The organism is Paenibacillus sp. NPDC093718, assembly GCF_050279985.1.
GTDB lineage: Bacteria > Bacillota > Bacilli > Paenibacillales > Paenibacillaceae > Paenibacillus_AQ.
Window position 1 is genome coordinate 125,693 of record NZ_JBNNUS010000012.1, and the last position, 11,994, is coordinate 137,686.

11 protein-coding genes are annotated in these 11,994 nt (G+C 51.8%); 9 read left to right on the plus strand and 2 right to left on the minus strand.

From position 1 onward, the window contains the following. Nucleotides 1-18: 18 nt before the first annotated feature. The 5 genes from ACQKPA_RS28305 (at nucleotide 19) to ACQKPA_RS28325 (ending at nucleotide 7,530) form a co-directional block, all read left to right on the plus strand. On the plus strand, nucleotides 19-900 hold the full coding sequence (locus ACQKPA_RS28305) for a carbohydrate ABC transporter permease (RefSeq protein WP_427495752.1): 882 nt from the start codon (nucleotides 19-21) through the stop codon (nucleotides 898-900). Continuing rightward, on the plus strand, nucleotides 901-1,740 hold the full coding sequence (locus ACQKPA_RS28310) for a carbohydrate ABC transporter permease (protein WP_427495753.1): 840 nt from the start codon (nucleotides 901-903) through the stop codon (nucleotides 1,738-1,740). Nucleotides 1,741-1,809: 69 nt separating this feature from the next. Then, a complete protein-coding gene (locus tag ACQKPA_RS28315; protein WP_076325364.1) occupies nucleotides 1,810-3,096 on the plus strand; it encodes an ABC transporter substrate-binding protein in 1,287 nt (428 codons plus the stop codon). A 153-nt stretch (nucleotides 3,097-3,249) separates the two neighbouring features. Further along, nucleotides 3,250-5,292, plus strand: a complete 2,043-nt coding sequence (locus tag ACQKPA_RS28320; protein WP_427495754.1) for a beta-galactosidase — start codon at nucleotides 3,250-3,252, stop codon at nucleotides 5,290-5,292. Between the two features lie 48 nt (nucleotides 5,293-5,340). After that, nucleotides 5,341-7,530: an alpha-galactosidase gene (locus ACQKPA_RS28325; RefSeq protein WP_427495755.1), complete on the plus strand. Its 2,190-nt coding sequence runs from the start codon at nucleotides 5,341-5,343 to the stop codon at nucleotides 7,528-7,530. A gap of 154 nt (nucleotides 7,531-7,684) precedes the next feature. Here ACQKPA_RS28325 and ACQKPA_RS28330 read toward each other — a convergent pair whose 3' ends face one another. Further along, nucleotides 7,685-8,026, minus strand: coding sequence for a hypothetical protein (locus ACQKPA_RS28330; protein WP_427495756.1), 342 nt, complete (start codon nucleotides 8,024-8,026; stop codon nucleotides 7,685-7,687). Between the two features lie 190 nt (nucleotides 8,027-8,216). Between ACQKPA_RS28330 and ACQKPA_RS28335 the strand changes: the two genes are divergently transcribed. Both ACQKPA_RS28335 and ACQKPA_RS28340 read left to right on the plus strand, forming a co-directional pair. Continuing rightward, nucleotides 8,217-9,128 carry a hypothetical protein gene (locus tag ACQKPA_RS28335; RefSeq protein ID WP_427495757.1) on the plus strand — a complete coding sequence of 304 codons (912 nt, stop codon included), beginning with the start codon at nucleotides 8,217-8,219 and terminating at the stop codon, nucleotides 9,126-9,128. Continuing rightward, a complete protein-coding gene (locus ACQKPA_RS28340; protein WP_427495758.1) occupies nucleotides 9,125-9,685 on the plus strand; it encodes a hypothetical protein in 561 nt (186 codons plus the stop codon). The genes ACQKPA_RS28335 and ACQKPA_RS28340 overlap by 4 nt, the downstream gene beginning before the upstream one ends. Nucleotides 9,686-9,733: 48 nt before the next feature. Here the strand turns inward: ACQKPA_RS28340 and ACQKPA_RS28345 are convergent, their stop codons facing one another. Continuing rightward, nucleotides 9,734-9,913 carry a hypothetical protein gene (locus ACQKPA_RS28345; RefSeq protein ID WP_071219655.1) on the minus strand — a complete coding sequence of 60 codons (180 nt, stop codon included), beginning with the start codon at nucleotides 9,911-9,913 and terminating at the stop codon, nucleotides 9,734-9,736. A 48-nt stretch (nucleotides 9,914-9,961) separates the two neighbouring features. On the opposite strand from ACQKPA_RS28345, the gene ACQKPA_RS28350 reads away from it, so the two are divergent. Continuing rightward, entirely contained in the window at nucleotides 9,962-10,831 is an 870-nt protein-coding gene (locus ACQKPA_RS28350; protein WP_427495819.1) for a sulfite exporter TauE/SafE family protein, read from the plus strand. Between the two features lie 49 nt (nucleotides 10,832-10,880). Further along, entirely contained in the window at nucleotides 10,881-11,786 is a 906-nt protein-coding gene (locus tag ACQKPA_RS28355; protein ID WP_427495759.1) for an aldo/keto reductase, read from the plus strand. Nucleotides 11,787-11,994 lie beyond the last annotated feature (208 nt).

An 11,994-nucleotide genomic window follows, 5' to 3' on the forward strand; every position in this document is an offset into this window, starting at 1 on the left:
AAGCGGAGGGGGATTTACATGAACAGCAAGAAAACGGCTGCCTTGACGCAGCAGTTGGTTTATATCGGACCCGCGCTGCTGTTTTTCGGCATTACGATCATTATCCCATTTGTGATGGGGATGTATTACTCGTTTACCAACTGGAATGGTGTCTCGGGGAATGTCGAATGGGTCGGGCTGGACAATTTCAAACAGATTTTCACAAATGACAGCGCATTCGCACAGTCCTTCTGGTTTACCACCAAGTTTACGATCGTTGGCGTGCTTCTAACGAATCTGGTCGGTTTTTTCCTGGCCTACTTCTTAACCAAAAATATTAGGGCGCGCAACTGGCTGCGGACGATTTTCTTCATGCCGAACGTGATCGGCGGATTGCTGCTGGGCTTCATCTGGCAGTTCATCTTCATAAAGGGCTTTGCCACCGTTGGCGAGGCTACGGGGATACCGTTCTTTAATCTTCCGTGGCTGGGGGACGAAGTGACCGGCTTCTGGGGCATTGTCATGGTCTTTGTATGGCAATCGTCAGGCTATCTGATGGTCATCTACATCGCGTCCATTACGAATGTGTCCAAGGAAGTCATGGAAGCTGCCGAGATTGATGGAGCGAACCGGTTTCAAGTGCTCAAGAGCATCATCGTTCCGCTTATCATGCCGGCGGTCACCGTATGTTTATTCCTGGCAATATCCTGGTCCTTCAAAATGTTCGACCTGAACCTGTCCCTCACGAAGGGCGGGCCATACCGCTCCACGGAGTCGCTGGCCATGAACGTGTACAATGAGGCATTCCTGAACAACCGGTATGGACTCGGGACGGCCAAGTCCCTGATCTTCTTCCTGGTCGTTGCCGTCATCACGCTCATTCAAGTCCGATTAACGAAGCAGAAGGAGGTTGAAGCTTAAATGAGATCAAAGAAACCTCCTATGTCGGCTTCCACGATCGTATTGCAGATTGTGATGGTCATTATTGCGCTGATCTTCCTGTCGCCCTTTTACTTCCTGCTGGTGAACTCGGTCAAATCGCTGGGCGATATTATGGTCGACGCGGCCAATTGGCCAACCGCCTTTCATTTTGACAACTACAGCAAGGCTTGGGAAATGACCCGCTTTCCGGAAGCATTCGCGAATTCCGTCATCATTACGATCATCAGTAATCTAATCATCGCCCTGTTGAGTGCGATGGCGGCTTACCGAATGGTTCGGTCCAATACGAGATTCAATCAAATCGTGTTCATGCTGTTCGTATCGGCCATGGTCATTCCGTTCCAATCCATTATGATTCCATTGCTGCAGGTCATTAACTTCCTGGGCGTTAACAACAGTATCGTGGGCTTGATTCTCAGTTATCTGGGGCTCGGCATTCCGTTGTCGGTCTTCCTGTTTCACGGATTCGTGAAAGGCATTCCGCTTGAAATCGAAGAGGCCGCCACGGTCGACGGAGCTTCTCCGTTCAGAGTATTTGCCCGGATCGTTTTGCCGATGCTGAAACCTATGATGGTGACGGTCATCATCTTGAACTGTCTGTGGGTATGGAACGATTACCTGCTGCCATCCTTGATTCTTCAAAGTCCGGAACTGCGGACGATTCCGCTTGCGACCTTTGCCTTCTTCGGGCAGTATTCGAAGCAATGGGATATGGCGCTGCCGGCGCTCGTGCTGGGCATTACGCCGATTATCATCTTCTTCCTGTCATTACAGAAGTACATTGTTGAAGGCGTTGCTGCCGGCTCCGTTAAGGGGTAAAGGCAGCCTGGCTTCTCCCAAATCGGTTATTCCATCTTTATATATAAACAATTCTAGGGGGTAGTAAAGATGAACAAAATGAAATTATCACTCGTGATGCTGCTGGCTTTCTCGCTGCTGCTTGCGGCATGCGGCGGCAAGTCGGAGGAAGGCCAGGGCGGAAGCTCGGATGGAGCTTCCGGCGAAGTTAAGACGGTTAAGATTTTCCAATTCAAAACCGAGATCGTGGACGGCTTGAATGAACTCAAGGTTGAATTCGAGAAGGAGTATCCGAACATCAAGCTGGATATTCAAACCGTGGGCGGCGGTGCCGACTATGGTGCTGCATTGAAAACCAAATTCGCATCCAACGATGCGCCAGATATATTCTCCAATGGCGGCGACGCCGAGATGGAGATGTGGATTGACCGCCTGGAGGATCTGTCCGATCAGCCTTGGGTGAACGATTTGGTAGACATGGCGAAAGAGCCGATGACCAAGGATGGTAAAGTATACGGCATGCCGATGAACCTTGAAGGATGGGGTTACATCTACAATAAAGATTTGTTTGAACAGGCGGGCATTACCGAGCTTCCTAAAACCTATGCCCAACTGGAAGATGCCGCGAAGAAGCTGGAAGCGGCAGGCATAACCCCTTTTGCTAATGCTTATCAGGAATGGTGGTTGATCGGTAACCAAGGCATTAACCCGGCGTTTGCCCAGCAGGATGATCCGAATGCCTTTATCCAGGGCTTGAACGACGGCACGCAAAAATTCGCGGGCAATGCGAAGTTCGAAGAGTGGGCCAAGCTGATGCAGCTGACATTGGATCACGGGAACAAAAACCCGCTGACCACCGATTACAATACGGCCATTTCCCTGCTGGCTACCGGCAAAACAGCCATGATGCAGAACGGCAACTGGGCCCAAACCGAGATTGATGCCATCAATCCGGACCTGAATCTTGGCTACCTGCCGATGCCGCTTGGCGACAATGCGGAGCTGAACGACAAGCTGAACGTAGGCGTACCTGCAAACCTGGTCATCAACAAGGATTCCGCGTCGAAGGAAGAAGCGAAGATCTTCCTGAACTGGTTTGTCACATCCGATATCGGTAAAGAGTACATCGTCAAAAAATTCAAATTCATTCCGGCCTTGAAGACCATCGAAGCAACCCCTGAGGATATGGGTGACCTGGGGTCGGCTGTGTGGGAGTATGTGCAGGCTGGAAAAGTACTGCCAAGACAATCCGCGAAGTTCCCTGACGGTGTTGCACAGGAATTCTCCGGCGCGATGCAGGCCTTCTTCGCCGGCAAATCCGATGCGAACAAGATGCTTGAGGATATGCAGACATCCTGGGATAGTCTGAAAAAGTAAGGAGCAACGCTCTAATCCAAGTTAGCTAATCGTTCATAAGAGGTATGATCCCTGTCCGACAAGACACGGGATGGTGCCTCTTTTCTTTAAGATTCAAAGTACGTCGACAGTTACGATTTTCCTAGCTAGAAGAACGATGAAGGAGGCAATTTAATGATTAATAAACATTTTCCTAAGATATGGTATGGCGGGGACTACAACCCCGAGCAATGGGATAAGGCAACGATGGAAGAGGACCTGCGGATGTTCGAGCTGGCCGGTGTTGACGTGGCGACCCTCAATGTTTTCTCCTGGGCTAAAACGCAGCGCGATGAGGACAGCTATGATTTCACGTGGCTTGATGAAATTATGGACCGCTTGGCAGAGGAGCAGGTTCATGTCTGCTTGGCAACAAGCACGGGGGCGCATCCGGCCTGGATGGCCAAGAAATACCCGGACATCCTGCGCGTTGACTACGATGGGCGCAAACGCAAATTCGGCGGTCGCCATAATTCATGTCCGAACAGCCCGACATATCGCAAATACTCGGTGCTGATGGCGCGTAAGCTGGCTGAGCGTTACAAGGATCATCCGGCACTGGTCATCTGGCACGTGTCGAATGAGTACGGCGGGTATTGTTATTGCGACAACTGCGAGTTGCAGTTCCGCGTTTGGCTGAAAGAGCGCTACGGGTCGCTCGACAAGCTGAATGCCGCATGGAATACCGGCTTCTGGGGCCATACCTTTTACGAGTGGGACGAGATTGTGGTACCGAATGCGCTCAGCGAGGAATTCGGCGGAAACCGAACCTTCTTCCAAGGGATATCGCTGGATTACCGACGTTTCCAGTCCGACAGCTTGCTGCAATGTTACCGACTGGAAAGAGATGAGCTGAAGAAGGTCACGCCGGATATTCCGGTCACGACCAATCTGATGGGATTTTATCCGGAGCTGGATTACTTCGAGTGGGCGAAGCACATGGATGTGGTATCCTGGGACAACTATCCCGCGATCGACACGCCGGTAAGCTTTACGGCGATGTCGCATAATCTGATGCGCGGGCTGAAGAGCGGACAGCCGTTCATGCTGATGGAGCAGACTCCGAGCGTTCAGAACTGGTCGCCCTACAATTCCGCTAAGCGTCCCGGCGTAATGAGGCTGTGGAGTTATCAGGCCGTTGTGCATGGCGCGGATACGATCATGTTCTTCCAGCTCCGCCGTTCCGTCGGGGCATGCGAGAAGTTCCATGGCGCATTGATCGAGCATGTGGGACATGAGCATACCCGGGTCTTCCGTGAATGCGCGGAGCTGGGGCAAGAGCTGCAGCAGCTCGGAGACAAGCTGCTCGACTCTCGTTCGGACGCCAAGGTAGCGATTATGTATGATTGGGAGAATCGTTGGGCGCTGGAGCTGTCAAGCGGACCTTCCAAAGCGCTGAACTACGTGGATGAGGTTCATAAGTATTATGATGCGCTGTACCAGCTGAATATCCAGACGGATATCATCAGCGTTGAGGAGGACCTGAGCAAGTACGATGTGGTGATTGCCCCGGTGATGTATATGGTTAAGCCTGGCGTTGCCCAGCGCGTGGAGCGGTTTGTGTCCAGGGGCGGAACCTTTGTGACGACCTTCTTCAGCGGCATCGTCAATGAGAACGATCTGGTAACGCTGGGAGGTCATCCCGGCGAGCTGCGCAAGGTGACTGGCATCTGGGCCGAGGAGATCGATGCCCTGCTTCCCGGGCAGCAAAATCAGATCAACATGAAGCAGGATTGGGGATCGCTGCGTGGAAGTTATCCATGTGGAATTTTGTGCGACGTCATCCATGCGGAGACGGCGGAGGTTCTGGCTGAGTACGGATCCGACTTCTATAAAGGCACGCCTGTTCTAACAAAGAATGTCTTTGGCGAGGGTCAAGCCTATTATGTGGCGAGCAGTCCGGATTCGCAGTTCCTGCAGGGATTTCTTGCCAATCTGTGCGAAGAACAGGGTGTGAAGCCGCTGCTGGAAACACCAGCCGGGGTTGAGGTGGTGGAGCGGGTGAAGGATGGGATCTCCTATTTGTTCATCATGAACCACAATGCTGAAGAGATGACGTTTGATGCAGGTTCTGCCAATCAATTCGATCTCCTTGGCAGCCGGCAGATTTCAGGCCGTGTCACGATTCCGGGAAGGGACGTCATGATTCTGGAACGGACGGCCGCTGTAAGGTCTTAAAAAGGACCATGGAGATTTAACTCGGACCTTGTTAGGGGGCAAAAAGCAGTGAGTATACATTTTCATGAAGATCTGGGAGTGTTTCATCTCCAAAGCGATCGGTCAAGTTACGTGATTGAGCTTGTGCGGGGCGTTTATCCGGCGCATGCCTATTGGGGGCGCCGGATTCGCGATAACCGCGTCGGCAATTTGCTGGAGCGCCGGGGAAGAGCATCCTTTTCGCCAACGCCGTTTCGGGAGGATGCTTCCTTTTCCCTGGACAGCTTGCCTCAGGAATACCCGGGCTACGGCAGCGGTGATTTCCGGCAGCCTGCTTATCAGGTACAGCTTGCTAACGGGACTACCGTCACCGAAGCGGAATATGTCCGTCACCGGATATACAGCGGCAAACCGAAGCTGGAAGGATTGCCTGCCGTATATACGGAACAGGATGACGAGGCGGATACGCTGGAGCTGGAACTGCTTGATCGGGTAAGCGGCTTGACGATTTATTTGTCTTATACGGTCATGAATGCGTTCGACGCCATCACGCGTTCCGTGTCCTTCCGTAATGACAGCAAGGAGAACATGACCCTGCTGCGGGCCATGAGCGCCAGCGTGGATATGAATCATAGCCGTTATGACCTTTTGCATCTTCATGGGGCATGGGCAAGAGAGCGCCATGTGCAGCGCAGAAGATTATCTCCCGGCATGCAGGGAATTGAGAGCCGCAGGGGTTCAAGCAGCCATAACCATAATCCGTTCCTTGCGCTGCTGTCCGAAGGCGCCGGCGAAGAGCACGGTGAGGTGTACGGCTTCAGCCTTGTGTACAGCGGCAGCTTCTCCGCGCAGGTTGAGGTGGATCAATACGAAACAGCCCGGGTCACGATGGGATTGAATCCATTCGATTTTTCATGGCTGCTGGAGCCGGGACAATTGTTCCAGACGCCGGAAGCGGTGATGGTCTTCTCGGCGGAGGGCTTGGGCGGCATGTCCAGACGCTATCATAAGATGTACCGTACAAGGCTGAGCCGGGGGCAATTCCGGGATGCCACGCGCCCGGTGCTGGTTAACAACTGGGAAGCGACCTACTTTAACTTTAACGCGGATAAAATCGAACAGATCGCCAGCGCCGGAAGGGATCTCGGTATCGAGCTGTTCGTGCTGGATGACGGATGGTTCGGCAAGCGAAATGATGATACGACTTCCCTTGGGGATTGGGTCGTTGACAAGAACAAGCTGCCGGAGGGCCTTGAGGATCTCGTGAAGCGGGTCCGCAATCTGGATATGCAGTTCGGCTTGTGGTTTGAGCCGGAGATGATTTCGCCGGATAGCGATCTGTACCGTCAGCACCCGGACTGGTGCCTGCATGTGGAGGGACGCCGGCGAACGGAAGGAAGACAGCAGCTGATCCTGGACTTCTCCCGTGAGGAAGTAGGCGCTGCGGTGGCCGATATGGTTCGGAGCATCCTGCAAAGTGCGCCGATTACCTATGTGAAATGGGACATGAACCGGAATATGACGGAGATCGGGTCGGCTGCGCTGCCGCCTGAGCGCCAGCGGGAAACGGCCCATCGTTATATGCTGGGATTGTATCGGGTGATGGAGCAGCTGACGACCGAGTTCCCGCATATTTTGTTTGAGAGCTGCTCCGGCGGTGGCGGACGTTATGATCCGGGGATGCTGTATTACATGCCCCAGACGTGGACAAGCGATAACTCCGATGCCGTCAGCCGATTGAAGATTCAATACGGAACGAGCCTTGTGTATCCTCTTAGCTCGATGGGAGCCCATGTGTCCGCCGTTCCGAATCATCAGGTGTTTCGGAATACTTCGCTGCGTACGAGAGGCCATGCAGCGATGTCGGGCAATTTCGGTTATGAACTTGACCTGACGGCCTTCAGTGAGCAGGAAAAGGAAGAGGTCCGCGAGCAGGTGAAATTGTACAAGGAGATTCGGCATCTGGTGCAGTTCGGGGATTTCTATCGCCTTCGGAATCCGTTCGAAGGGAACGAAGCAGCCTGGACCATCGTCTCCGAGGATCGCTCGGAAGCGGTGCTGTATTACTTCCGCATCTTAAGTGAAGCGAATGCACCAATCGTGTGGCTGCGGACGATGGGGCTGGATCCGGAAGGGGATTATCGGTGCGTGGAGGATGGGAATATCTACGGCGGAGACCGACTGATGAACGCCGGATTGGCCATTCCCGCGATGCATGGCGATTTCCAGAGCTTTATGTGGAGATTCGAGCGAGTGTAAGCTGTTGACTCAAGCCAAGGGGTAAGGGGTACCAACTGCGCCACGAGCGCAAGCGTTATGTATAACATAGTTCCAGCATAAAGCGAATAAAGCCAAAAGAACCGTCAGAGCTGCAACAACTCTGGCGGTTCTTGCTGTTTCATTCCGGCTGCTCTCAGGTTGTCGTGATGGAATATATACTCCGACCCGTTGTGAGCACAACTTGATGGTCCTGGATGTCCGCAGCCGTTAACCCGTCCAGTCCAATGACGAAGGCATCGCTTGGCAAAGGCGCTTCATGGCCGGCCGTGATGACAACGCCGGGGCCGTGCAGCAGGAGCGCATGGCGGTCTCCATAACCGTCGATGGACTGCTCTTGATGCTGCTGGTGTTCAAAACGCTCCAGCTGTATTTTAATCTGATCCTGATCCTTCTCTTCTTGCTTGGATATGTGCAGAGTGTGATTGCTTTTGGATTGAAGCCAATGGGTGACCTCTTCGATCGATGGATTCATCATGAACACCTTCCTTGATTTTAGGGTGGCTTCAAATAGTCTGTCCATGATGGCGTAACCTTATTTCAAATTCAATGGGCTTCCTCCGTCAGAAGCATATGAAAAATTAACGCTGATCAAACCCTCATCATCTATTTACGTGTTAATATAGTTAAATAATATGGAACAATCGCATGATACATAAGGAGGGGCCATGAGCAAGAAATGGTATTATGTTCTCGCCATCCTGTTCGTAGCCTGCAGTTGGGTCGGGAATGTCTGGTATTATGAAGCCAATCAACTGGGAAGAACCGTATTCCTTGAGCATCATGTGGAGACGAGAGAAGGGGGAGGCCGCGTATTTGACTTGTATTATGTAGAGGACAAACGAACAGACAAGACGTTAAGCTCCATCCGGATCGAAGGTTATCCCGAACAGATCGTAACCCCATACCCCAAATATGCAGAGTATCAGAGGCAATACTTAGGCAAAATGATGGTGAACTTAAATAAACCCGCTCCTGAGGAAGCAGCCCCAGAAGAAGAGCTGCTTAAAGAACCGGTTCTCGTTCGAGAGATTACAGCCCTATATTCCGATGGAACCTCGGAACAAGTGGATATCGGGGAGATTTACATATGGCCTGGCGTATATGATCAGGAAGAACAACATCCGATATCGTGGACGTCCGGCGGATCCTCTTCCGATAACTCGGGCTACGAATCTGCCGTCGTGAAGCAGTCCCTTCAGTTAACGGCGTTCTCTTCTAAATTGCTGGATATCGCAGACGAGGGGGATCTTCGAATCCATGCCGACATTTCCGGACAAATACCGGGCACTAGTTACCAGTCACAGCCTTCGGAAGCGCACATCGAGTTAAGAGGTGAACCTATCGATGAGATTCAGCTTCCACTCAAGATTAATAAAGGGGATTCCATTAGAATCAGCCACCAATTTAATATGCCGTCGCTTAAGAAGAGCATGCAGGTATATCAGTTGATATTGAAAACCACCTTTATAGAAGAAGGCGGGCGGCTATGGTATGGAGATACGCTGATTCCTTATCAACCCAGTCCGACGGAACAAGACATGACGGAATTTGTCCGGGAAAGCAGGAAGGGGTCATGAGGAGCGCTTGTTATCGCATCGTGTGGGGGCTGCTCTTTGTACTGGTCAACCTGAAGATCGAATTTGTGGATGTATTGCCCGACATGCTGGGATACCTGCTGATGGCTTCAGGATTATGGCGGCTTCAGGCGTTAAACGGATATTTTAGGGCAGGGCTTCTGTCAGCCTGGCTGCTGCTGATCTGGTCGGTTCTTTCATTATTCTGGTTTCCTGAGGTGGGGACAGGCAGTGTGCCTATGCAATCGGTGAAGGAACTGCTGATTCAACTGCCTGCCGTCTGCTTGCATATGGTATTGATTTTTGGAATCTGCCGAGGCATCCAAGCCAATTCCACAGGCGCCGAATCCGGATTGGATCATAAGGCGCGCTTCCGGGGGCGCTTATTTATGGCCGCGCAGCTGTTATGGCTTATCGCCTACCCGTTCATCTTAAATCTGGACTCAGGGGATATGATCCCTGTGATTTTTGTATGCTCGCTCGTTGTGATGGTTGCCGAGATCGCGGTTCTGCTTCTCGTCAGGCTGGCCGGACGGGAATGGGCAGAGGGAACGGAATAAAGCGCAAAGGCTTCTGCCCGTAATTGCTAAACGGAGTTTAAACCAAGTCTAACTGTTATCTTTGCTGGGATGATAAACAATCGTAACTCCCAGCTGGTTATATATTTCTTCGGTGTAGTGGTGATCCGGGCAATGCTTGATCGTAGCCATGTCTTCCTGCCTGGAAATCAGCTTCTGCTCACAGTCAGGGCAACGGTCCTGAAAAAGGAATTTCAGCTTATTCAACATGGTCACCATACACCTCCTTTATTTCCGATACAAATACTTGGTTTTATTATAAATCAACAACGGGGCACATTCAATAGCAATGTTCGCCGTCACGATATTAAATTGAATTGGAGATCGATCACCTTGATAGTGCAACTTGTAGTCATGATCTTTATAGGTATCATCGGTTCTTTTTTCTCCGGATTGCTGGGAATCGGCGGGGCGATCATTAACTTTCCTTTGCTGCTATACGTTCCTTCCTGGTTTGGACTTGAGGCCTTTACCTCCAAGGAAGTGGCGTCCATCAGCATGCTGCAGGTATTTTTCGCCTCATTGTCAGGCATGATCACCAACCGGATGAGTTCGCGCGGCGGTGAGTCGTACTTTCACAAGCCATTGGTCATTCAGATGGGGATCAGCACCCTGGTTGGCAGTCTGATCGGGAGTCTGTCCTCGATGCTGATGACAAGCGGTACGATTAACGTGATCTACGGTTTTCTGGCGGTTATCGCCGTGTTATTGATGATTGTGCCAACCCGGGCAACCATGGAAAACAGGTCGGTTAGCGAGGTGACTTATCATTCAGGGATTGCGATGGGAGCCGCCTTTATCGTCGGCGGTATTGCGGGGATTGTCGGCGCTGGAGGCGCCTTTATCCTGATCCCCATCATGCTGACGATTCTAAAGATACCGACGCGGATCACCATCGCATCATCACTCGCGATCGTCTTTCTGTCCGCGGTCGGGGGCGTTATCGGAAAAATCGCCTCTGGCGACATTCCGATCTGGCCGTCCTTGTTCGCGGTTGCCGGAAGCTTGATGGGTGCCCCCATCGGCGCCATCATCAGTCGCAAGATGAACGTCCGACTGCTGCGGTATGCCTTGGCGATTCTCATTGCGGTTACGGCCGTGAAGATCTGGATCGATATTTTAGGGTAAGTAAAGAAGTAGAACCTTATTCATTATAAGGAAGAGGAGGGGATCAAGCATGAGAACCAATCAGCTGGGATCTTCGGAATTGTATGTAAGCGAAATCGGGCTGGGCTGCATGTCACTGGGTACGGATGAGGGACAAGCCGTGAAACTTATCCATGAAGCGCTGGACCGGGGCGTGAATTTTCTGGACACAGCGGATCTGTACGACGAAGGCCGTAACGAGGAACTGGTAGGCCAAGCGGTTCAAGGCCGGCGCGAGGATGTGATCATCGCTACCAAAGTCGGCAACCGTCGTGTACCGGGACAGGATGGCTGGGTATGGGATCCTTCCAAGGAATACATCAAATCCGCCGTTAAGGACAGCCTCCGCAGATTGGGTACGGATTATATCGATCTGTATCAGCTTCATGGGGGGACATTAGATGATCCTATTGACGAGACGATTGAAGCTTTTGAAGAGCTGAAGCGGGAAGGGTGGATTCGATACTATGGCATCTCGTCCATCCGGCCGAACGTCATCCGCGAGTATGTTGCGAAATCCAATATCGTCAGCGTCATGAGCCAGTACAGCATTCTGGACCGGCGACCGGAGGAAGCGGTGCTCGATCTGCTTGCTGAGAACGGAATATCCGTCATTGCACGGGGACCCGTTGCCCGCGGCATATTATCAGACCGTGGACAAGCCAAAGCCGAGAAGGGCTATCTGGATTACAGCAAAAATGAGCTGCTTGATGTACTCAAGGAGCTTGAAGAGGTTGGCGGTGACACGGATCTTTCCCATCTGGCTATTCGTTATGTCTTGGCCCATGCTGCAGTTGCCTGCACCATCCCTGGTGCAAGCTCGCTTGAACAGCTCCGGCATAACTTGGCGGCGGGAAATAAGGAAGAGTTATCGCCGCAGGACATCCAATCGATCCAGGCGATCAGTCGTGCCAACCAATATGAGGCTCATCGGTAACGACCGGTGAAATAAGCCCGTGAATGATCCATCCGGTTAATCTTTTGGGACATGAAATATTTACGGCCTGAAGGTTTACGGATGAACCGCATCTTTGCATGTTATAATAACAGAATAAGAGCCTGGCATCAGGTGAATATAGTTCATGCCCGCAATCCGCTTTAAGGATGACGGGCTTTTTTATACCTTATATATGAATTGGCGTCAA

Coding starts and splice junctions, on each gene's coding strand:
- ACQKPA_RS28305 (WP_427495752.1), top strand. CDS start 19: ATGAACAGCAAGAAAACGGCTGCCTTGACGCAGCAGTTGGTTTATATC.
- ACQKPA_RS28310 (WP_427495753.1), top strand. CDS start 901: ATGAGATCAAAGAAACCTCCTATGTCGGCTTCCACGATCGTATTGCAG.
- ACQKPA_RS28315 (WP_076325364.1), top strand. CDS start 1,810: ATGAACAAAATGAAATTATCACTCGTGATGCTGCTGGCTTTCTCGCTG.
- ACQKPA_RS28320 (WP_427495754.1), top strand. CDS start 3,250: ATGATTAATAAACATTTTCCTAAGATATGGTATGGCGGGGACTACAAC.
- ACQKPA_RS28330 (WP_427495756.1), bottom strand. CDS start 8,026: ATGATGAATCCATCGATCGAAGAGGTCACCCATTGGCTTCAATCCAAA.
- ACQKPA_RS28335 (WP_427495757.1), top strand. CDS start 8,217: ATGAGCAAGAAATGGTATTATGTTCTCGCCATCCTGTTCGTAGCCTGC.
- ACQKPA_RS28340 (WP_427495758.1), top strand. CDS start 9,125: ATGAGGAGCGCTTGTTATCGCATCGTGTGGGGGCTGCTCTTTGTACTG.
- ACQKPA_RS28345 (WP_071219655.1), bottom strand. CDS start 9,913: ATGTTGAATAAGCTGAAATTCCTTTTTCAGGACCGTTGCCCTGACTGT.
- ACQKPA_RS28355 (WP_427495759.1), top strand. CDS start 10,881: ATGAGAACCAATCAGCTGGGATCTTCGGAATTGTATGTAAGCGAAATC.